The organism is Flavobacterium fructosi, assembly GCF_042787335.1.
GTDB lineage: Bacteria > Bacteroidota > Bacteroidia > Flavobacteriales > Flavobacteriaceae > Flavobacterium > Flavobacterium fructosi.
This window is the reverse complement of the sequence record NZ_JBHZQA010000002.1, coordinates 124,357-147,840: the sequence shown is the minus strand read 5'-3', so window position 1 is coordinate 147,840 and position 23,484 is coordinate 124,357. Positions and strand designations below refer to the sequence as shown.

18 protein-coding genes are annotated in these 23,484 nt (G+C 34.2%); 9 read left to right on the top strand and 9 right to left on the bottom strand.

The window, feature by feature from the left end; genetic code table 11:
* Window positions 1-165: 165 nt before the first annotated feature.
* The 5 genes from ACFX5D_RS03565 to ACFX5D_RS03545 form a co-directional block, all read right to left on the bottom strand.
* A complete protein-coding gene (locus ACFX5D_RS03565) occupies window positions 166-1,638 on the bottom strand; it encodes a G-D-S-L family lipolytic protein (protein WP_379856883.1) in 1,473 nt (490 codons plus the stop codon).
* A 31-nt stretch (window positions 1,639-1,669) separates the two neighbouring features.
* Window positions 1,670-4,504, bottom strand: a complete 2,835-nt coding sequence (locus ACFX5D_RS03560; RefSeq protein ID WP_379856882.1) for a TonB-dependent receptor domain-containing protein — start codon at window positions 4,502-4,504, stop codon at window positions 1,670-1,672.
* A gap of 340 nt (window positions 4,505-4,844) precedes the next feature.
* Complete coding sequence (gene glmS, locus ACFX5D_RS03555) at window positions 4,845-6,692, bottom strand: glutamine--fructose-6-phosphate transaminase (isomerizing) (protein ID WP_379856881.1); 1,848 nt, start codon at window positions 6,690-6,692, stop codon at window positions 4,845-4,847.
* Between the two features lie 9 nt (window positions 6,693-6,701).
* Window positions 6,702-8,306, bottom strand: coding sequence for a DUF4270 domain-containing protein (locus ACFX5D_RS03550; RefSeq protein ID WP_379856880.1), 1,605 nt, complete (start codon window positions 8,304-8,306; stop codon window positions 6,702-6,704).
* 21 nt (window positions 8,307-8,327) lie between these two features.
* On the bottom strand, window positions 8,328-9,134 hold the full coding sequence (locus ACFX5D_RS03545) for a glycogen/starch synthase (RefSeq protein ID WP_379856879.1): 807 nt from the start codon (window positions 9,132-9,134) through the stop codon (window positions 8,328-8,330).
* Between the two features lie 108 nt (window positions 9,135-9,242).
* Here ACFX5D_RS03545 and panC point away from each other — a divergent pair, with 108 nt between their 5' ends.
* From panC to ACFX5D_RS03510, 7 genes are all read left to right on the top strand, one after another.
* A complete protein-coding gene (panC, locus tag ACFX5D_RS03540; RefSeq protein WP_379856878.1) occupies window positions 9,243-10,091 on the top strand; it encodes a pantoate--beta-alanine ligase in 849 nt (282 codons plus the stop codon).
* A gap of 13 nt (window positions 10,092-10,104) precedes the next feature.
* On the top strand, window positions 10,105-10,455 hold the full coding sequence (gene panD, locus ACFX5D_RS03535) for an aspartate 1-decarboxylase (RefSeq protein ID WP_379856877.1): 351 nt from the start codon (window positions 10,105-10,107) through the stop codon (window positions 10,453-10,455).
* Between the two features lie 200 nt (window positions 10,456-10,655).
* A complete protein-coding gene (locus ACFX5D_RS03530) occupies window positions 10,656-11,804 on the top strand; it encodes an alpha/beta hydrolase (RefSeq protein ID WP_379856876.1) in 1,149 nt (382 codons plus the stop codon).
* Window positions 11,804-13,165 carry a DNA repair protein RadA gene (gene radA / locus ACFX5D_RS03525; RefSeq protein ID WP_379856875.1) on the top strand — a complete coding sequence of 454 codons (1,362 nt, stop codon included), beginning with the start codon at window positions 11,804-11,806 and terminating at the stop codon, window positions 13,163-13,165. Before ACFX5D_RS03530 ends, radA begins: the two co-directional genes overlap by 1 nt.
* A gap of 49 nt (window positions 13,166-13,214) precedes the next feature.
* On the top strand, window positions 13,215-14,858 hold the full coding sequence (locus ACFX5D_RS03520) for a carboxylesterase/lipase family protein (RefSeq protein WP_379856874.1): 1,644 nt from the start codon (window positions 13,215-13,217) through the stop codon (window positions 14,856-14,858).
* Window positions 14,859-15,128: 270 nt separating this feature from the next.
* A complete protein-coding gene (locus ACFX5D_RS03515; protein ID WP_379856873.1) occupies window positions 15,129-15,527 on the top strand; it encodes a hypothetical protein in 399 nt (132 codons plus the stop codon).
* Between the two features lie 35 nt (window positions 15,528-15,562).
* Complete coding sequence (locus tag ACFX5D_RS03510; RefSeq protein WP_379856872.1) at window positions 15,563-15,973, top strand: hypothetical protein; 411 nt, start codon at window positions 15,563-15,565, stop codon at window positions 15,971-15,973.
* A 114-nt stretch (window positions 15,974-16,087) separates the two neighbouring features.
* Here the strand turns inward: ACFX5D_RS03510 and ACFX5D_RS03505 are convergent, their stop codons facing one another.
* Complete coding sequence (locus ACFX5D_RS03505) at window positions 16,088-16,684, bottom strand: hypothetical protein (protein WP_379856871.1); 597 nt, start codon at window positions 16,682-16,684, stop codon at window positions 16,088-16,090.
* A gap of 189 nt (window positions 16,685-16,873) precedes the next feature.
* Here ACFX5D_RS03505 and ACFX5D_RS03500 point away from each other — a divergent pair, with 189 nt between their 5' ends.
* Entirely contained in the window at window positions 16,874-17,746 is an 873-nt protein-coding gene (locus tag ACFX5D_RS03500) for an AraC family transcriptional regulator (protein ID WP_379856870.1), read from the top strand.
* 154 nt (window positions 17,747-17,900) lie between these two features.
* Complete coding sequence (locus tag ACFX5D_RS03495) at window positions 17,901-19,868, top strand: transglycosylase domain-containing protein (RefSeq protein WP_379856869.1); 1,968 nt, start codon at window positions 17,901-17,903, stop codon at window positions 19,866-19,868.
* Between the two features lie 88 nt (window positions 19,869-19,956).
* Here ACFX5D_RS03495 and ACFX5D_RS03490 read toward each other — a convergent pair whose 3' ends face one another.
* From ACFX5D_RS03490 to ACFX5D_RS03480, 3 genes are all read right to left on the bottom strand, one after another.
* Entirely contained in the window at window positions 19,957-20,994 is a 1,038-nt protein-coding gene (locus tag ACFX5D_RS03490; protein ID WP_379856868.1) for an aldo/keto reductase, read from the bottom strand.
* 272 nt (window positions 20,995-21,266) lie between these two features.
* Window positions 21,267-22,208: an OmpA/MotB family protein gene (locus tag ACFX5D_RS03485; protein WP_379856867.1), complete on the bottom strand. Its 942-nt coding sequence runs from the start codon at window positions 22,206-22,208 to the stop codon at window positions 21,267-21,269.
* 2 nt (window positions 22,209-22,210) lie between these two features.
* Window positions 22,211-23,350, bottom strand: coding sequence for a hypothetical protein (locus ACFX5D_RS03480; RefSeq protein WP_379856866.1), 1,140 nt, complete (start codon window positions 23,348-23,350; stop codon window positions 22,211-22,213).
* Window positions 23,351-23,484 lie beyond the last annotated feature (134 nt).

Here is a 23,484-nt window from a genome sequence, read left to right as displayed (position 1 = left end):
TTTTTAAAATAAAAAATCAATACCTTTTTCTATAAAAAACATGAAAAAATTAAAGTATTATTTAAAAAAGGATCTAAAACAAACAAAAAAAATTTATCCCACTTAAAATAAGAAACCACCTCATTACAAAATGGGTGGTTTCTTTATCAAAAATTAAAAACAATTTTATTGAATAACTGCGGGATACAATATTGGATAAAGACTCAAATCAACCGGTTTTAAAGTTGAAGAGTATTTAGCATTAATTGCAGCCATAAATGCATTTGTTATTAATGCGTAACCTCTCGGCCCTGGATGAACACCATCAAGCGAAAATGCTCCACCGGTCACATAAGCCGAAGTAAGTGTGAAACTATTACTAACAACACCTCCAGTTGACAATTGAGTCATAATAGCTTTAGTATCAACAAAAGCCAGACCTTTAGCATCTGCAATTGCTTTTATAGTAACGTTATAAGCATCTGTAGCAACTTTAACTTCCGCAATCTCATCTTTCGTTAATATCCATTGATCCGCTAAAGGAACAGAAACCCCGTTAACAGCAGCAGCATTCCCACCCACTAGAGTTCCTATAAAAGTTCTTGACGTTAAAACAGGCAAGTCCTCAGCAGTGGCTTGTCTATAAGAAGGGATACCATACGCTGATAAGTTTGTTAAATAACTATCAACAATAACAACCGCATTACTTCCCGCAGCAAATTTTACTGTTCTCTTCGTCGCTTCATCAGCCGTAATCAATCCCTTTAAAACAGCAAACTGCAATCCTCCATTATAAGCAGCATAACCACCATTTAATTGAGTAGCCACCCCCGCTGTTAACGGAACCGGGTTATAAGGTACCGTTGTAAAATAAGGAAGTGTACTTACATAAGGAAGGTTGGCGACCACTCCTTTTGCTCCATTCGCCGTTAATTTCGAAACTAATCCTGAATAAACACTTGCAAAAACATTAGGGTCAGTTATGTCATTACCTCCGTAAGTAGCAGGATTTAAATTACCCGTTTGGTTTACACCAATACCTCCAGAAGTAGCATAACCCAAAACATCATTCCCACCTATCCACAAAGAAAAGAAAGTAGGAGCCTGAACTAAAGCATCTGCCAAAACTGTTGTTCCCGATGTAGTTGCAAATCTTGCAAAATAAGGATTTGCAGCACCTGTAGCTACTCCAGCAACATTTCCATAACCAGGCGCTATAAGATGATAACTTTTTGCTCCGGGAACTCCTAAATTATTATATGGCCCCGTAATTTTTGTAGTTACTTCAGTAGTCGGAACTCCTGCAACTGGTGTTGGAGAAGAAGTACTTAATTTAAAGTACAAACGAGTACCTGCAATCACGTTTCCTCCCAATAACAATCCGCCTAAATTATCTGATGTGAAAGGCGTTTTAAAATCGCCCCCTCCGGCAGTGACAAATTGTTGAGCTAAAATATTCACATAAGAACCTTCTTGTCCTTTTTTGAAAAGAGCCCCATCACTATATCCCGCCGCGAATGAATCTCCCAATGCAACATATTTTGTAAAACTTGCAGTACCCGATGTCACTGGAACTTCAACCGTCGAATTTTCATCGTCGTTATTACATGCCACAAAGGTTAACGATACCAATAGTAGCCATTTTAAATTTTTTATCATGGTTGTATTTTTTTTAAAATTATGGATTCAATTATGGATTAATTGTCCAAGAAGCAAAATATTGATGACCTATCAATCCAGCACCTAATACTTGACTGTATTCTTTCCCTCCAATATTAGAAGCTCCTAGTTTAAGTGTTGATTTTAATTTTGGCATGTTGTAATTGATTTGAGCATCAACCACGGTAGCCGCGCTAATCATCCCATCTACCATTGTAGATTGCCATAAATATTCGCTATTCCATCGTCCACTTACGTTAAATCCAAAATTTTTAAATAACTTTTCGTTTCCAAATGAAGCTTTCAACTTATGTTTTGGTGTGTTAAAACCTGCTTCAAAACTCGGATCTTTAGCTTGGTCAAATTTAAATTCAGCATAATTATAGTTAACTCCAAATTCGAAGTCTTTATATACTTTTTTAGACAGTCCAAGACCAAATCCAAGAGATTTGATTTCTACATTAGTATTAGTATACAACTGATACACTCTATAATTACCATTTTGAAGTGCATGTAACGTTTGAGCACCTGAATTCGTTGGTCCTGCAAGAGGATTTGGAGAATCTTGCGTAGTACCATATAAAGGTGCCACAACATTTAAATTTCCAATAAAATCATTATAAATATTATAATATCCATTGATATCAACTGATACATCTTTTATGAATGATCTATATCCCAACTCAAATGCTTTAACTTGTTCAGGTTTTACATAATTAACGTTTGTTTTTCTTAATAATGCGGAAGCCGCAATAGGATTACTCGCCGCGAGAGCACTAAAAACAGCTACTGAGGAAGCGGTATAAGAGTTATTGTAAGCGTTTAAACCCGTTAAAACAACTGTTGTTCCTCCGGCTAAAGCTTGACCAACTGCAGTTGAAACAGGCCAAACTTCGCTATATCTTGTTAGGTTATCAGGAGCCGAGCCGAGAAGCAAAGCACTTCCGACATTAAACCCGATGTATTGATCTTGGGTTGATGGGTTTCTAAAACCTGTCTGAAAAGAAGCTCTAAAGTTGTGATTCTTTCTTTCCCCGCCTGAATACACTAAAGATACTCTTGGAGAAAAATTTCCATCGAAATTTTTTGATTTATCATAACGAACAGATCCAGTAAATTTTAATCTTTCTTCCATTAACTTTTTTGTTAACTGAGTATAAAAACCATATTCCGTGTAATTAATTGGTCCGTTTGCATCAGTATAAATTCGGCCATGAGAATTTAATTCATACAATCTAAAAGATCCTCCAACCTGAATTTCTGCAAATTTTATAATGTCTTTAAAATTATAATTAGCATCTGAATGATAGATTCTTGAATTATCAACCAATTTTGAACCCGAGAGCACACTTGGATCAGCAATAACATTATTAAAAGCAGCTTTAAATTCTGGGGTACCTGGAAGCAATCTTCCTGTATCAGCAGTATTTCTTGCAATTATGTGTGCATTTTCAGGCGTCATTCCTGCTAATGTAGATTGAATGTAGGCTCCAGCATACTGACCAAACCATGTCTTGTCATCTTTCCATTTTCTATTTACGTTAATACCCGTAAAAAGCATATCATATGATTTCCCACCATCCTCATTAGTCGTATACCCTCTTACGAAAAAGTTTTTCCCTTTGAACTCTAATTTATGCTGTTGCATAAAAAAGTCATTCAAGTAATATCTATTGGCTCCTTGATATACAGCATTTCCAAAACCAAATTTACTTTGCCAAATAACTTCTAACTTTTCATTTCCAAAAGGTCTGTAATGAAGTGAAAAGTCTATTTTAGTGTTACTAGCCTTGTTATTCGTTAAATCAACTTCATTGTAACCAGTTCTACTTACGTTATAATTTGGAAGTAAGTTTACGGCCGCTTGAGAAATCAAACCCAAAGAGGCTAATGATTGACCAACTCCCTTTATATTCGTGGAAACCTCGTCACCATAAACATTTATTCCATCATAATTCACATTACTTCTATCAATACCTGGACGAGTCTTGTCATCATAGTTTGTAGCATACCAATCTGTTCCACGCATATAAGTGAAGTTAACTTTTCCTGCTAATTTTGAGCTGAAAACATGTGCCATTCTAATGCCATAGTCAATATAGTCATTTGATCCTGCAGCTTCTTGACTCGTCTGTCCAAATTTTGCATAAGCAGTAATTCCCTGACTTGTAAATGGACTTTTACTATTCATAAATAAAATACCGTTAAAAGCATTTGCACCATATAAAGCAGAAGAAGCTCCTGGCAATAACTCTACACTTTGAACATCAATTTCAGAAACACCAATCATATTTCCTAATACAAAATTCAATAATGGTGATGAATTATCCATTCCATCTACCAATTGCATAAAACGTGTATTAGCTACTGTAGCAAAACCACGAGTATTTATTGATTTAAAAGACAAACTACTTGTGTTCATTTGCACTTCTTTCATGTTTTCCAAACCATCATAAAAAGTTGCAGATGCCGATTTTTTTATGTCAGAAATACCCATTCTTTCAATTGTTACGGGAGATTCTAACACTCTTTCTGGAGTTCTTGAAGCAGAAACGACTATCTCATTCAATTTTGTTTCTTCGTCAGCAAGTTTAACTGCCACTTTTTGATTAGTGGATGAAACCGTTACTTTTTGTGTTCCAAACCCCACACTACTAACATTAATCACATAAGGTGGTTTTTTTGCTGATTGCAAAGTAAATGAACCATCCATCCCAGAAACAGTACCGGAGGTTTCACCAACAATTTTAATGTTAGCTCCAGGAATAGGCTGATTGCTACTATCAGTAACAATACCTGAAATTGTATTTTGAGCGAATGTTAAGCTGCAAAAAAACAATGACAAAAAAAGTAAATACACTCTCATTTGGTTAAAATTTTATGATTTATGCTGCCAAAGTACAAATATTTTTAATATTAATAAAAAATGACGTTAAAAATTTCATAATTATCAGTGATTTTACCTCAATTAAAATTATTCTGTATTTTTTTGATTTTATTTTTTGTTAAAAATTAAGTATAAATAATAGAATTACACTATGCATGCATATAATAACTGCATTAATCTTAGAAATTTTCTGAATTTTTGGATATTTGATAAAAGTTAATAAAACCAAAAAAAAATGCAAATCCTACCTGCACAGACTACAAAAAAAAGGCCTCAAAAAAATATCTTTCGAGGCCTTTTATAAAAATTATTCTGCGTACTATTCCACCGTAACAGATTTCGCAAGGTTACGCGGTTGATCAACATTGCACTCTCTCATAACCGCAATATGATAAGACAAAAGCTGCAACGGTATCGTAGTTATTAACGGAGATAAAGCATCTGAAGTTTCCGGTATTTCAATCACATAATCCGCTAATTCCCGAACTTGCGTATCCCCTTTCGTAACAATTGCTATTATTCTTCCGCTTCGGGATTTTATTTCCTGAATATTACTAACAATCTTATCATAATGCCCTTGTTTTGGCGCAATTACCACAACAGGCATATGTTCGTCTATCAAAGCAATTGGACCATGCTTCATTTCTGCCGCTGGATAACCCTCGGCGTGAATATAGGATATTTCTTTAAGCTTTAAAGCTCCTTCTAAAGCCACTGGAAAATTATACCCTCTTCCTAAATACAAACAATTGGGTGCATCTTTAAATGTAGCCGCAATTTCCTTAGCTCTATCATTTGTTTCTAAGGCTTCTTTCACTTTTTCAGGAATAATTTCTAATTCCTGCAAATACCTGTGAAAATCCGTTTTTGACAAAGTACCTTTAGCCTTAGCTAAACGCAGCGCCATCATCGTTAACACCGTAATTTGAGTGGTAAATGCTTTCGTCGATGCAACGCCAATTTCTGGTCCAGCATGAGTATAAGCTCCTGCATGCGTTTCTCTTGAAATAGAAGATCCAACTACATTACAAACACCAAACACAAATGCACCATGCTCTTTGGCTAATTTTATAGCCGCCATGGTATCAGCGGTTTCACCAGATTGAGATATCGCTATAACAACATCTTTACTGTTGATAATTGGATTTCTATATCTAAATTCAGAGGCATATTCTACCTCTACAGGAATTCGAGCAAATTCTTCAAATATATATTCAGCTACTAAACCCGCATGCCATGATGTACCACAAGCCACGATTATAATTCGGTCTGCATTTAAGAATTTTTCCAAATTGTCTTCTACACCAGACATTTTTATAATTCCTTCATTCGCATGAAGCCTTCCACGGTACGTGTCTTTAATTACACTTGGCTGCTCATAAATCTCCTTGAGCATAAAATGATCGTAACCCCCTTTTTCGATTTGCTCCAAATTCATTTGAAGTTCTTGAATATAAGGATCAACTAAGGAATCATCTTTAATTTTTCTCACTTTCATGGCTTTGTGCAATCTAATAATCGCCATTTCACCATCTTCTAAGTAGATAGCATTAGACGTATATTCTATAAATGGTGAAGCGTCAGACGCAATAAAATATTCTCCTTCACCAACTCCAATTGCCAACGGGCTTCCTAAACGGGCAGCCACAATTTCGTCTGGATTATTTCTATCAAAAACTGCAATTGCATAAGCACCAACCACCTGATTCAACGCAATCTGTACCGCTTTCCCTAATTTTAGCTTCTCTTTTTTTTGTACTTCTTCAATAAGATTTACTAATACTTCGGTATCTGTATCAGAATGAAAAATGTAACCTCTTTTCATCAATTCCACCTTCAACGGTGCATAATTTTCGATAATTCCGTTATGAATTATCGCCAAATTTCCCGAATTCGAAAGATGAGGATGAGAGTTAACATCGTTTGGCACACCATGTGTAGCCCAACGGGTATGTCCCATTCCTATAGTCCCATTAATAGAAATTTCTTTCGATGCTCGCTCCTCTAAGTCTACAACTTTACCTTTAGTTTTGGAAATTTTCAAGTTCTCCCCATCATAAAGCATGACACCAGCACTATCATAACCTCTATATTCTAGTCTCTTCAGCCCTTTTATAACAATAGGGTAAGCTTCTCTATAACCGATATATCCAACAATTCCACACATAATTTTTCCTTAATTAGGTTTTGTATAAAAAATTTCAAGTTTCAATCTTTTGTCCACAGGAACTGTAGATTTTCCACCGTAAAGAATAGTCCCTAACGGATTCATAACGCTAGCTCTCGGCACTTGTGAAGAAAAAGAATTAGGTGTTTTCAAATAACTTGAAGTAACAGTGTTTATATCTTCCGTAACCACTAGACCTAACTTTACATTTGTTGAATCAGAATTTTTTATTAAATTTCTTATCTGATTTGTAATTCTGATTTTGTAAGTCAACCCCTTATTTGTGGCAGTTTCTTTATTAATCATACCTCCATAAATCAATTTCCCATTTTTAGGGTTTTTACTTGTAGTAGCATCATTAAAATAATCTACAACCGGACGATTATTGGTAAGGTCATATAAATAGATTCTATTAGGCTCATAGACTTTTACTCCTCCAACATCTTTCATTTTGTCTGTATCAATATGAAAAACAAGATTTGCTTCATTAATTAACCAGCCATTGGACCTCAAAGTAGTAAGCTCCCCTGGAGTACTAAAAAGATGAAGAATAGCCATTGAACCTTCGCCACCTTTTAAGAATAGATTTTCATCTCCGTCAACAGTATTTGGATTGGCAGTGGCATTTAAGTATAAAGCGTTTGTATTAGTTTGCTCTAAAAGATTTACAGAATTTCCTGCAAGGTTCAGTACGATAGACTTATCAACTCTGGTAACCGTAACCACTGTACCAACTGTTGTAGACAAATCTTCTTTATATTTAATAGTAATCTTTCCCAACTTAAAATTCAATAACGCTAAGTTTCCTGCGCTACTTCCCGATTTTTCCACCTTGAAATACAAACCTCTAAAATAGTCTTTAAACACATCTGTAGTAGCTAATTTGCCGGCCGGTGCATGTATTATTTTAGCGTCAAAAAAACTTTTATTCAAGTTCAATCGCATTCCTGGAGCAGTACGAGTTGTAGTTTCGACTTTTGTAGTTGCATCAGTAGTTTTTTCAACATATTCAGCAGCACTAAAAAAGAAACCGTCGTTTTGAGCAACATTTACATCATCATTCAAGCGATTTCCAACCTTGGCATTATCAAAATTAACATTCTGATTTGTATAGTATCTTTGCGCCTCTTGAAACCCCCCTGCAGGATCTAAATCTCTCATAAAATATCCAGACTCATAAACGCTTAATTTAATTTCAGCAGGACTTCCGCCGTAAATAGAATCTAATTCATAAACATGACTACCATCAGTATTTGTAACCGTTTTAGTTGCATCAGTAAAATACGGAACAGTTAAAACAACACTTTCAATTTCGGGATTACTTCCAATTTCAGGACTTACAGAACCTAAACTTAATTGTGTTGCAAAATTAGCGGTTGTAGTCCCAAAAGCAGGATTTGTATAAATTCCCAACCTATTTACAGCTAAATCGTTGGATTGTACAGGACCTATTTTTTGATTGTAGGCTATGACATTTGACGTATAGGTGCTAAAATCAAAATGGTTATCACCGATTAAATCCCCACCAATCGCATAGTAATCTTTATCACACGAATACAAAAGGATAATGCTGGCCAGAACTAGCATTTTCTTAAAAAAAGAAGTATTGTACATATTTATTAATAAAAGTTGAATTTAAAGAACCTCGTTTTTATAGAAATTAGTATACGCTTCCGCGAATTTATCTTTCGGAGCGAAAGATAAAAAAGGTTTCCCTGAAGATTCTATAAATTTTGTTAAACTTGAAGACAGGTTTTCAGAAGCAATAATTACGGCGTCAGAGTGCATAATAGTTGCTTTCATAATGTGCTCGTAGTCAGGTGTTTCTAATTCAATAATAGCTTCATTAGGAATTCCGTCAAATTTCACTTTATTAATCATTTCAGCATCCAAAATCCCTTCAAAAGACTGGCTATAAACAGAAGTAACAATTTTGGTTTCAGAAAAAAGAGCCTCATTTTTATAAAAATGTTTCAAATAAATAGGCAACATAGCAGCCATCCATCCGTGAACATGAATAATATCAGGAACCCAATTTAGTTTCTTAACGGTTTCTACAACTCCTTTTGCAAAGAAAATAGCTCTCTCGTCATTATCTGGATACATAACTCCTTCTTCATCTGCAAAGGTTGCTTTGCGCTTGAAATATTCATCATTGTCGATAAAATAAACCTGAATTCTTTCTTTTGGAATGGAAGCAACTTTAATGATCAAAGGCATATCCAAGTCATTCACTACCAAATTCATCCCTGAAAGTCTAATTACTTCGTGTAATTGGTGTCTTCTTTCATTAATATTTCCATATCTGGGCATGAAAATTCTTATCTGTCCACCTTGATCATTGACCATTTTAGGAACATCATAAGACATTAAAGAAACCTCATTTTCAGCAAGGTAAGGCACCACTTCAGATGATACATATAATATCCTCTTATCTTTCATATTGTAATTTACTTAGTTTATTGGTAATAAAAACCACGCAAAATTACAAAAATTTATGCAGTTATTAACTAAAATAGTAAGTTTGCATTTAATTTTAACAATACCATCATGCATATATTCTATGGAAAAGCAGCTTTGATAGACTTTCTGAAATCTATTAAAACTACTCATTCCACTATTGGGTTTGTTCCTACTATGGGCGCTCTGCATCAAGGTCATCTGGCACTAATGCAAAAATCACTATCCGAAAATGAACATACGGTTGTCAGTATTTTTGTGAATCCAACCCAATTTAACAATCCGGAAGATTTAGCAAAATATCCAAGGACATTAGAAGAAGATGTAAAAAAACTTACAGCTTTAAGTCCAAAAATTATTTTATATGCTCCAACGGTTGAAGATATTTACGATGGACAACCTGTATCTCAACCGTTTGATTTTGATGGATTAGAAAATCAAATGGAAGGAAAATTCAGACCCGGTCATTTTAATGGCGTGGGCACTATAGTGAAACGTCTTTTTGAAATTGTCGAACCAACTAACGCCTACTTTGGTGAAAAAGATTTTCAACAATTACAAATTGTAAAAAAAATGGTCGCAAAAAACAACTTAAAAGTCAATGTTGTTGGTTGTCCCATTTATAGAGAATCCAATAATTTGGCCATGAGTTCCCGGAATGAGCGATTATCCGACCATGAAAGGGAAAATGCTGCAATCATTTTTCAAACATTAAATATCGCAAAAGAAAAATTCAAGAGTAAAAGCGCCACTTCGGTATGTGAATGGATACAAAAATCATTCAAAAAAAATGCAATGTTTACTTTAGAGTATTTTGTAATTGCTGATGAAGCAACATTACTACCCTGTCTTAGAAAAAATAAAAATAAAAAATACCGTGCTTTTATAGCCATCGTTGTCAATAATATTCGTTTGATTGACACAATTTCATTAAATTAATTACTTTTGTAGCATGCAAATTCAAGTCGTAAAATCAAAAATTCATCGAGTTAAAGTAACTGGAGCTGATTTAAATTATATCGGAAGCATTACTATTGATGAAACATTATTAGAAGCATCTAATATAATCGAAGGAGAAAAAGTTTCTATTGTAAACATTAACAATGGCGAACGTTTTGACACTTATGCCATCAAAGGTGGAAGAAACTCTGGAGTAATAACCCTTAATGGGCCTGCTGCGAGAAAAGTACAAAAGGATGACATTATAATCATCATTTCGTATGCCACATTAGAATTTGAAGAAGCAAAAACCTTCAAACCTTGGATAATTTTCCCTAATGAAAATGACAATTCTTTGACGTAAATTTGCAGAAAAAAAACTGCATTAAGAATCCCAGTACAGATTTTCAGAAGAATTTCAATAATTTTCTTTATGCGATTTAGCTAATTTTGCTGAAATTCTATATTGGGTGTTTTTGTTGGTCCTGTTTTTTATAAAAGTAAATAAAGCATTATATTGGTGCTTACTTTAGAATTAATTTAATTTCTAAAACAACTAAAATTATGAAACAGATTTTACTCTTATTATTGTTTTCTATTTCAGTATTTTCTCAAAAAACGACACAACCATTCGAATCAGCAAAACTAGGTGTAACCCGCGAAATCACAATTGGATTGCCGGCCTCCTATGAGAAGAATCCAAACAAAAGATATCCAATTCTCATCTTACTTGATGGAGACTACCTTTTTGATCCTTTTTATGGTGCGTTAAATTACGGCGCGTATTGGGATGATTTACCGGAAACCATCATCGTTAGCATCAATCAGAACAAAAATAACGAACGGATAGACGACAGTACTTATGATGAAGTTGAAGACACTCCATCTGGAAAAGGTGCCCAATTTTTTGAATTTATTGGAGGTGAACTACTACCTTATTTAGAGAAAAAGTATCGATTAGCACCTTTTCGGATTATCGCGGGACACGATACTACAGCAGGCTATTTGAACTTTTTTCTTTACAAAGATACTTTACTATTTAACGCGTACATTTCATTAAGCCCCGAACTTGCCCCAGAAATGGAAAATCGCGTTCCCGAAAAACTTTCTAACCTAAAACAACCCGTTTTTTATTACCAATCTACAGCGGATGGTGATGTAAAAAAATTGCAAGAGCCCATAAAAAAGATGGATGCAAATATCAAACTGCTTACCAATCCTTTACTTAATTATAAATTTGATTATTTCAAAGGCGCTTCTCATTACTCCTTGGTATTGTATTCAATTCCTAATGCTTTGTATCAAATTTTCGAATCCTATAAGCCAATTTCATCAACGGAATATACAGATAAAATTGCCACACTTCCGTCAGGATATGTAGATTACCTTACTGAGAAATATAATCTTTTGTCAAAACAATTGAAATTAAATATTCCAGTGCGCATAAATGATTTCAAAGCGATCGAAGCTGCTATATTGAAAAATAAAGCATATCCCGAACTTGAAAAACTAGCTGTAATTGCACGAAAAAATTATCCTAAATCGATGTTGAGTGACTATGAATTGGGATTGATGTATGAAAAAACAGGCGATCAAAAAAAAGCGGTAAAACAATACCAAAAAGCGTCGCAATTAGAGGAAATTGGAGATTTAACTAAAGACATGATGTTTCAAAAATTTGACGACATGCAAAGTCTAACACCAAAAAAATAATGTCAAAAGTAAAAACTACTTTTTTTTGTCAAAACTGCGGAGCCCAATATGCCAAATGGCAAGGACAATGCAATTCCTGCAAAGAATGGAATACTATAGCGGAAGAAATTATTCAAAAACAAGAAAAAGTAGCTTGGAAAAGCGAACCAACTCCCACCAACAAAGCACCAAAACCATTACGAATAAACGAAATTGATTCTGCTCAGGAAATCCGAATGGACACTACCGATGGAGAATTGAATCGTGTTCTTGGTGGCGGAATAGTTCCTGGCTCTCTGATCCTTTTGGGCGGTGAACCCGGCATTGGAAAAAGTACGCTTTTACTTCAAATTTCTTTAAAGTTACCTTATAAAACTTTATATGTTTCGGGTGAAGAAAGTCAGAAACAAATAAAAATGCGCGCCGAAAGAATCACGCCGAGCGGAGATAATTGCTATATTCTTACCGAAACCAAAACCCAAAATATCTTCAAGCAAATTGAAGCTATTGAACCGGAAATCGTAATTATTGATTCCATTCAGACACTCCATACCGATTATATTGAATCAACTCCTGGAAGTATTTCTCAAATTAGAGAAACCACCGCCGAACTGATAAAATTTGCAAAAGAAACTAATATTCCTGTGATCCTTATTGGTCACATTACCAAAGACGGAAACATTGCCGGACCAAAAATCCTGGAACACATGGTCGACACGGTTTTGCAATTTGAAGGCGATAGAAATCATGTGTATCGTATTTTACGTTCGTTAAAAAACCGTTTTGGCTCGACTGCTGAAATTGGTATTTATGAAATGTTAGGCAATGGTTTGCGCGAAGTTTCAAATCCTTCCGAGATATTAATTTCACACAAAGACGAGGAACTATCAGGAACTGCGATTGCCTCAACACTAGAAGGCATGCGCCCTTTGATGATTGAAATCCAAGCCTTGGTCAGCACCGCAGTTTACGGAACACCACAACGCAGCACAACGGGTTACAATGCCAAAAGACTGAATATGATTCTGGCAGTTTTAGAGAAAAGAGCCGGTTTCAGGCTTGGCGCCAAAGACGTTTTCCTCAACGTAACCGGAGGAATCTCTGTAGATGATCCTGCAATAGATTTAGCCGTCGTGGCAGCCATTTTATCATCGAATGAAGATATTCCCGTAAATAAAGATTTTTGTTTTGCTGGCGAAGTGGGACTTTCCGGTGAAATTCGCCCTGTAAACCGCGTAGACCAACGCATTCAGGAAGCCGAAAAATTAGGATTTTCGACCATTTTTGTTTCGAAATACAATAAAATTGCCTTAAAAAATACTGGAATTAAAATTCGATTGGTCGCCAAAATTGAAGATATCGCAAATGAATTGTTTGGGTAGAATTTCTATTTATCTCTATAAAAAAATTACACGATAAAACACATAAATTATGAATCTAAAAATAAAATGCATTGGGTTTATGCTATTGGCAATCCCTTTCTTTTCAAAAGCGCAACATGCCGAAAACCCAAATGCTTTCCCTGTTCAAATAACCACTTTAAATGGAATAATAGAAGGTGAATTTGATGTGAAAACAAATATTCAAAGCTTCAAAGGAATTCCCTTTGCACAGCCACCAGTGGGTAATTTACGATGGAAAGCTCCTCAAGCTTTGACATATTGGCCAGGAGTTAAACAAACCAAAAAATTTGGACCAAGAGCAATCCAATCCTACATATTTGGCGATATGGGTTTTAGAAGTGACGGGACGAGCGAAGATTGCTTATATCTTAATATTTGGTCTCCTGCCAAATCAGCCAATGAAAAACTTCCTGTTTTAGTTTATTTCTACGGTGGTGGTTTTGCTGCTGGCGATGGTTCCGAAAATCGTTATGATGGCGAAAACATGGCCAAAAAAGGAATAATCACCTTAACCGTAAACTATAGATTAGGGATTTGGGGATTTTTCACACATCCTGAACTGACCAAAGAATCTCCTAACCACGCTTCAGGAAACTATGGATTATTGGATCAAAATGCTGCCTTAAAATGGGTACAGGCCAATATTTCAAAATTTGGAGGGGATCCAAAACGAGTAACAATCGCAGGAGAATCAGCTGGTTCTATTTCGGTGAGCGCTCAAATGGCTTCTCCATTATCAAATGGACTTATCGCAGGAGCTATTGGCGAAAGCGGTGGTTCCATCTTCCCTACATTATCTCCGGTCCCTTTGGCAGAGAGCGAAAAAATAGGCCTCGAAATTGCCAAAAAAATTGGAGCTACATCCTTAAAAGACCTTCGTGCGATGTCCACTTTTGAGCTGTATCAAAAATCATTGGGAACAAGTCTGGGTGTTTTCAAAATAACTATTGACGGTTATTTTTTAACAAAATCGCTACCCGAAATTTTTGAAGCAAAACAACAAGCTATGGTTCCTTTGTTGTTAGGATGGAATTCAGAGGAAATGAACTACCACGCTTTAACCATGGGAAAAGACATAGACAATGCAAGTTATATCCAAAAAGTAAAAGAATTATATGGCTCCAAAGCGGACGAAGTTTTAAAGTTGTATCCTGCAGGAACTCCTGAAATAACGGAGCAATCTGCCACCGATTTAGCAGGAGACCGTTTTATTGCCTACAGCACTTGGAAATGGTTTGATTTGCATCGAAAAAACAGTACACAGCCTGTATATCGTTATTATTATGCACACCCAAGACCCGAAATGCGCGACAATGAACTTGAAGCTGCTCTTGCAGGAGGAGTCATTAAAAAAGACAAAAACATTTCAAAAACTCCTATACCAAAAGGGGCGGTTCACTCTGCAGAGATAGAATATGCAATGGGGAATTTAGCATCTAATAAAAATTATGCTTGGACAGACGATGATTATAAAGTTTCGGATACCATGATGAACTTTTTTGCCAACTTCATAAAAACAGGTAATCCAAACGGGGATAAACTTCCTGTTTGGCCTAGCGCAAAAAACGAAGAAAATCCAGCGATTATGGTTATTGATGTAAATTCAAAATCAATAAAAGCAGAAAACGATGCCCGGTACTTATTTTTAGAAAAAGAATATTCGAAAAAATAATTTTACTGAATTCGCAAAAAAGAGGATGTCATTAAAAAACGGCATCCTCTTTTTTATGCCCACATAATTATAATTAGTACGATTTCTATTCATAAGAAAAAGCCATAATTACTCCGAGTCAATCTAAATAATTGCTTTCATTTTATTTGAAAGTCAAACGATTATACGTAATAAAATAAAAATATTACTTAATAAAAAATGAAAATCCAGAATGAGATTCATTATTTTGTTGTAAATTTATGTGTTGTTTTTTTATCTAAAGATTGAAAAATGAAACCATCACACCAAACTATGACTCGCCTCTATGAACACTTAGGAAAAGTGTTTTATTGCATTGCGGCCATAGATAAAACTATTCGAAAAGAGGAAATCGCACAACTCAAAGAAATTGTAAAAACAGAATGGCTTCCGCTTGAAAATACTTTTAATGAATTTGGCGATGATACCGCTTATGAAATCGAAATTGTTTTTGACTGGCGTGTCGCTAACGAATGGGAATTGGAACAAGTGATGCCCGACTTTAAAATTTTCAGAACAGAACATCAGCACTTGTTCACTCCAGAAATTAATGCCTCGATTTTAAAAACTGCCAACGACATAGCTTCTTCATTTTCAGGAAAAAATAAATCAGAACGCGTTCTAATCAGTCAAATGAGCACGATTCTGTAGCACAAAAAATTTACTTTAACTTAAAAATCAAAGACATGAAAAGACAAACTGGAATTTGGATCGACACCTCAAAGGCAATTATTGTTACGCTGGAAGGCGGTAAAGATGAAAAAATTTCTGAAATAGACTCTGATGTAGAAAACAACGTTTACCACGATAAGGAAGGGAACAAAGGTACCTTTTCTGGAGGTCATCACGGCAATAGCGAGTCAAAATTTGAAAATCGAAAAAAAGAACAACTAGATTTCTTTATAAAAGAAGTGCTATCTTATGTAAAAGGAGCAGATGAACTTTTTGTTTTTGGCCCCGCCGAAACAAAGATCAGGTTGGAACAAAAAATTCAGGATGAAAAATTATTTGCTAATAAACTAAAAGCAGTTGAAACAGCAGACAAAATGACCTTAAATGAAATCGTCGCAAAGGTTAAAAAATTCTATGTTTCATAATGTCATATCCTAAATTATTTAGTTTAATTACCTTTACGTTTTACGACGATTGCACTAAAAAAAAGAGGCTGCCTAAAATAGACAGCCTCTTAATTACTACAACTTCCTTACTTATTATTTGACATCAACTGTTTCGACAAAAGTTTTACCATTAGAAGTGATAACAAACGTACATTCGTCTCCTTCCACCTTACTTATGTCAAATATCTTACCCACATTTAATTCTCCAGATATGGTTTCGTTATACAACGCTGTGTCATTTGAACTATAAATTTTAACGGCAACAGGTGTTTTACTTGTGTTTAACATATTAAATGCTACAGTTCCATTTTTGTTTACCAAAACCGGCTTGTACACTTCTGAAACAGCATCAACATACAGTTTAGCTACTTTACCAAAAACCTCAATTTTGTATCTTGAAATTTTAAGATCACTTTCCGCTTCTAAGAAATAAATGCCTTCTGGAAAAGCAGTTAAGTCGTACGTTCTATTAATATCATCCTCAGAAGTAACCTTTTCTTGATAAATTAAATTATCACTTGTGTCATAAATCGACAAATCGATTCTCTTGATCTCTTTTAAAGTAAAACTTACCGTCTTTCCCTCTTCTTTTTTTAAATCTAACGAGAAATCAGCCTTTCTTGCATGTGCTTCGACGGCAGTTAATACTACGGTGGATAGCACTAAACTAAATTTTAAAATCTTTTTCATTATAGTAAATTTTTAGATTTATAATTGATTATTTATCTGACGCAAAATTACCGTAAGGGATTCATTGTAAAGTACTACAGGATTTTCTAATTTATATGCTATTTTACCTTTTACGAAAACGATTAAGGTTAAATAAGATAATTTTACACTTATTTTAGGTAATTTTGTGCTATTCTAAATACGTTGTCTATGAAAATAGTACCGCCTGCATTCGAAATTATAACGCCATCTTTTGGGAGTTCCTTCTACTATTCCCAATATATTGAAAACGCTAACAACAAAGCTCACTTATGGCATTATCATCCTGAAATTGAACTAGTGTTTGTAAACGGTGGTTCGGGAAAACGCCAAATTGGAAGCCATATATCTTATTATACCGATGGTGATCTGATACTTATAGGAAGTAATCTTCCTCATTGCGGGTTTACCAATGAAGAAACAGGAAATAAAAACGAAACGGTTATCCAAATGAAACCGAATTTTCTAGGGAATGAATTTTTTAATATTCCTGAAATGAAAAACATTCAAAATCTTTTCCGTCAAGCCAAAGCCGGAATTGCTTTTGAAGGAGAAACTAAAAAGAACATCGGCATTAAAATTGAATCCATGGAAAAACAGTCGCATCTTGAAAAGCTGTTGACTATGTTAAGTATTCTAAGCGAATTAGAATTATCCAATGAATATACCATTTTGAATGCTGATGGATTTTCAATGGAAATGCAGATGCAGGATAACGATCGGATCAATGCCGTATTTAATTATGTGAAAGATAATTTTCAAGCGCACATTACACTCTATGAAGTAGCGGTAATCGTGAGTATGACGGTACCGTCTTTTTGTCGGTATTTTAAGAAAATTACCAATAAAACGTTCACCCATTTTGTAAATGATTATCGTCTTGTACACGCCTCCAAGTTACTGGCAGAAAAACCCATCAGCATAACTGAAATATGCTATGAAAGCGGTTTCAATAATTTTAGTTACTTCAATAAATCTTTCAAGGAGTTTGCAGGTAAAAGCGCTTCACAGTACCGCCAGGAGTTTCGATCTGTCCTTAAATAACACCAAAGTGTTTAATCCCTAACAGCTTTGCGTTCGTAAATCGCAATACACAAAAAAGTCCTAAATAATATGCTAAAATCATACCCACACTAGTTTTTTCCTTTACTTTACAAATAAAATCACTTTGTGGTTTCTATTCACTAACAAACTGTTTATGAGAACCGGAAAACAAAAAATAATTCTAGCGTCTACAATATTAATTATATTGTTTACCGTTCTAATTAGTGTTTTTTATATCTTTCGAAATGCAGTTTTACAGCAAACCATCGCCAAGGTTTCTAATACAATGGAAATGGATTACAACAGTACTTTTTCAGTTAAAAAAGCTTCTTTTGACGGGTTTTCAACTTTAAACCTTTCTGATGTTGTTTTAGCTCCAAAAAATGCAGATACACTCTTTAAAATACAAAAATTAACAACAAGTGTCAACATCTGGAAACTACTGATAGGTGATGTACAACTTGGAACTTTAAACATCCAGAATGGTTTTGTACAGCTTACTAAAAAAGGAAAAACAAGAAATTTTGATGCTTTTATAAAAAAAGACAAGCAAACAGAAATAAGCAATGAAAAAAAAGATTATGCGGAATTTGCCTATCGCATTATCTCTAAAGCACTGAATTTAGTTCCAACCGACATGATTTTAGACAATCTTTCCTTTCGTTTAGATGACAACGGAAAAAAAGCAATGATTAATTTCCAAAAAATGCGATTGGTTGATAAGCAACTGGAAACTTCAATAAGAGTTCAAACTAATACTTTTACACAACGTTGGAAAATAAAAGGGTTTGCCGATCCAAGAAATAAAAAAGCCGATATCCGTTTCTTTAATATTGATACTGGCGCTATCAAGGTTCCTTACTTTGACGAACGTTACAACCTAAAATCGAGTTTTGATTCCATTCGATTGAATATTCAAAATATAGATCGAGATGGAGATGAATTACATGTCGACGGTTTCACCTCTATTAAAAATTTAAAAGTAAATCATTCTAAAATTGCCAGTAAAGATGTCGTCATCAAAAATGCACGTTTTGACTTTCGATTCTTGTTCGGTTCTGATTTTATTTCGATAGACAGTACTTCAACGGTTCAGTTTAATAAGGTGAAATTTCATCCTTATGTAGCGTACGAAACTAAAAAAGACACCGTTTACAAACTAAAAGTAGTTATTCCAAAGATGAAAGCACAGAATTTCATCTCCTCGCTTCCTGATGGCTTATTTACCAATTTTCAAGGAATGGAAGCGGAAGGAAATTTTGATTATAATCTAAATTTCTCTTACAACAAAAACAAACCTGATCAGCTGGTTTTTGATAGCAATATCAATAAGGAAAATCTTAAAATTACAAAATATGGCAAAGCGAATCTCAACAAACTCAATGAAGAATTTATTTATAGGGCACTTATAAAAAACGTATTGCAACGCCCAATTTTGGTTGGTTCTGCCAATTCAAATTATACGTCTTTAAACCAAATATCCCCTTATTTAAGAAAATGTGTTCTGACTACTGAAGATCCTTCTTTCTTTTCTCATCATGGTTTTATTAATGAAGCATTTAAACAATCCATCATAAAAAACATTAAAACCAAAAAATTCGCAAGAGGTGCCAGCACCATTAGCATGCAATTAGTAAAAAATGTTTTTCTTACCCGCGAAAAAACAGTATCCCGCAAATTGGAAGAAATTTTGCTAGTTTATATTCTTGAAAATAACAGAATTGCAAGCAAGGAACGCATGCTGGAAGTATATTTTAATATTATTGAATGGGGTCCAAATGTATATGGAATTGGCGAAGCAAGTCGGTTTTACTTTCAGAAAAGTCCATCAGAATTAAATTTGAAAGAATGTCTTTATCTCGCCCGAATTATTCCAAGTCCAAAGAAATTCATGTATCAGTTTAATAATCAAGGAATGCTAAAAGATTTTGCCATAAAACAAGAATCTTTTTTAATTAATATGATGTTCCGTAGAGGATTATTAAGTCCTGACGATACTATTTATCAATCCCAACGCATCATTATTTCTGGGCCGGCACAGTCTTTTCTAAGAATTAAAACGCAAGATACTACACAAGTAAAAATCGATTCATTATCCGTTGATGAGGAATTTGATCTTTAATACTAAAATTAAAAAACAACCCTGTCAACGTTTTGAGCTCTGACAGGGTTTCTTGAAGACTTAAATTTACATTTTTTAGTTTAACAAATTATGGTGCCGGATCAGGAATTATAGCATGAACTTCATCAATAGCTTTTAGAACCTCATCCGATAGAGAAACTTTAATCGTATCGATATTTTCTTTTAATTGTTCCATAGTTGTTGCGCCAATAATTGTGCTGGTCACAAAGGGCTGTTGCTCTATAAATGCTAAAGACAATTCCGTCAAAGACAGTCCATTTTTCTTAGCAATTTCCTGATACAATCTCGTGGCTTCTGTACATTGCTCGCTATTGTATCTTGAAAACTGAGGAAATAATTTGATTCTGGTATTTGGATAATTTTCACCGGATAGAAATTTACCGGATAAAACGCCAAAAGCCATCGGAGAATACGCCAATAAACCCACATTTTCTCTTAGACAAATTTCGGCAGAACCCGCTTCAAAAAGTCTATTTAATAAAGAATATGGATTTTGAATGGTTTTAATCTTTGGCAAATTGTTGTATTTACTTTCTTCCAGAAAACGCATAATTCCCCAAGGGGTTTCATTTGAAAGTCCTATGTGATTTATTTTTCCTTCTTTAATAAACCCGTCTAAGGTCTCCAATACATTGTGAATGTTATCTTCCCAAGCATCGTCTTGCGCCTTGAAACCGCGTTGTCCAAAGAAGTTCGTTTTACGTTCCGGCCAATGCAACTGATACACATCGATATAATCCGTTTGTAAGCGCTGTAAACTTTGGTCTAAAGCAAATTTGATACTGGCTGGCGAAAAATCATTTTTCTCGCGCATGTAGGTAAAGTTGGGATTAGGTCCCGCAATCTTTGAAGCTAAAACTATTTCTTCTCTTTTGCCTGATTTTTTGAACCAAGTCCCAAGAATTTTCTCTGTGCTTCCGTAGGTTTCCTGACGCGCTGGAACAGAATACATCTCGGCGGTATCAAAGAAATTGACTCCGTTTTCTAGTGCATAATCCATTTGAGCATGACCATCTGATTCTGTATTTTGCTGCCCAAAAGTCATCGTTCCAAGGCAAATCTTGCTGACTTTTAGATCTGTATTTGGTAAAGTAGTATATTTCATTTTTAAGGAAATTGTATTTTAATTTTCGAAAACAAAGATAAAATTTGTTTGTCGTTTTGATTTACTGTTAACATAAAATTGAGAAACGTTTACAAGATGTTTAAAAAAAATATAACCACTAATTCACTAATTAAAACCTCTCAGTCTAAAGCTAAAATTAACGAATTAGCGGTCAAAGGAAGCTCTTTTTATAAACCATTACGAAATTAAGCTTCTTTAAATCCGCTCTTATAATCGTCATGGTAAAACTTATTATACTAGCTGTCTTAACCTTAATTTATCTCATTCAACATCTTAGAAATTTCATCTAATCTTGGTGTAAGAATAATTTCGATTCTGCGGTTTTTTGCTTTTCCTTCGGCAGTTGAATTACTTGCTAAAGGAGAAAATTCACTTCGTCCTGCCGCCGTTAAGTTTTGTTTATTAATTTTTTTGTTTTCGCTCAAAATCGCTACTATCGCAGTAGCTCTTTTAGTAGATAAATCCCAGTTATCCGCTATTGGACCTGAAACAGTAAAAGCATCATCATCTGTATGTCCTTCTATCAGCACGGAAATATCTGGATTGTCACCCAAAACTTTACCTACTTCAATTACTGCTTTTTTCCCTTCAGAACCTACCGCCCAACTTCCGGAATTGAAAAGTAGTTTATTCTCCATAGAAACATATACTTTTCCGTTTTTTTGTTCTACTGTTAAGCCCTTTCCTTCAAAACTATTCAACGCTTTCGACAACGTTTCTTTTAGTTTTTTCATGCTCGTTTCTTTGGCAGCAATCAAATTTTCTAATTCCTGCAAACGCTGGGAACTTTTATTCAAACTTTCTTGCTCTAATGCTAATGCTTTCCCTTTCTCGTCTAATTGTTCCAGCAAATCCCGATTTTTTTTCATGTTGCTTTGCATAGCGTCGCTGCTATTTTTTTCTAAAGCGGCATAAGAATCCTGCAACACTTTAAATTTATTTTGAGCTGCTGCATAATCCATTTTCAATTTATCCAGCTCCGATTTAGATTTACTTAAATCCATTTTTACAGCATCGCGATCTAATTCTAATTGGTTTTTATCCTTTAGTAAATCGGCATTGTCATCGGCCAAGCTTCTGTTTTCTTTTTTTAGATCCGTGAATTTACTTTCTAAATCGTTGTATATTTTCTTAGATACGCAAGAACTTGAAAGTGCCAGTATTAGTAATCCGATGGAAACTCTTTTTATCATTTTTATTTTTGTTTATCATTATTAAATAGGGTGTATCCCAAAACTACAGAGTATTTCGCAAAACCAATAGCACTTCTTCGAAACTCTATATTGAATTTACGTTGATAGCTATAGCCAAGACCATAACTAGAGAATAAACTAACGCTAATAAAAACACTAGAATTATTATTCATGTACATATAATGTCTTAAGCCAATATTAGGAAGAATCTGACTAACAGAATTGTCATATTTATAAATATTTTCAAACAATACCCCTGACGAACTATGTTCTGTTACAATAGACTTGTATTGATAGGTTTGATAGGTTAATTCAAAATAAACCGCCCATTTATTTCTATTAAAAGGGGAAATGTATTCAATTTCTGCACCATATTTTGGATACCATTTATTTCCAAAATATTCCACCTTTTGCTCCTGGCTATCGTAATTTTTATTTGGTGATGCATTCATCCCTCCTTTCAATTTAAAATTAATGCTACCGGTGGTCGTTTTGCCGACATAATTCGTATAATTATTATTCGTACAATTATTATATAATACAAAATAATCTGTTAAATCTTTTTTAGAATATTCTAATTTCATCAACTTTCCCATATTCCCATTCTCACAACGCATATTTACCCACAATTGTTTTTGAAAATCATTGTTCACCGCTAATTTGGTGAAACTGGAGTTCATAACAAAATATTTTTTATAGATAAGTTGTTCAACCGGACCATTATTCAATTTATAAAAATATCTTTTTGTGTTTTCTTCCTTATATTCATACAAAATGGATTGACCTTCTATTAACACTCTAAGAAAAAGTGTTCTGTCTTTCCATTCTGGGTCGCTTTTTTCACTTAGTTTATTAAGATTAGCGCTTGACGTATCTATTTTCACCAAATTTCTCTCGTATTTTATAATGTTTGTAATTCCGAATTCCTTGATGTTAGTAATATCCGCACCAGTAGTGGTAGATTCCTTTTCATTTAATTTATAGATAAATGATTTTGGACTATTATACAAATCTTTATTTTTTATAAAACATTCAGTTCTGACATTATTATTGGCAATAAAATAGCCTTTTTCAAAATTAACTTGGGCATAAGATTGTATACAAAATTGTAATGTTAATAAAATAAGTAGTAGTTTTTTCATTTGGATTTAAAAGATATTAGTGGTTAATCGTAAAGTTAAATCAGCATGCAATATAATAGCCACGATTGAAACGGAAATCCTTATTATTTTTTTTTAAAAAATAATAAGATTACTTCACCACATTAATACTATAT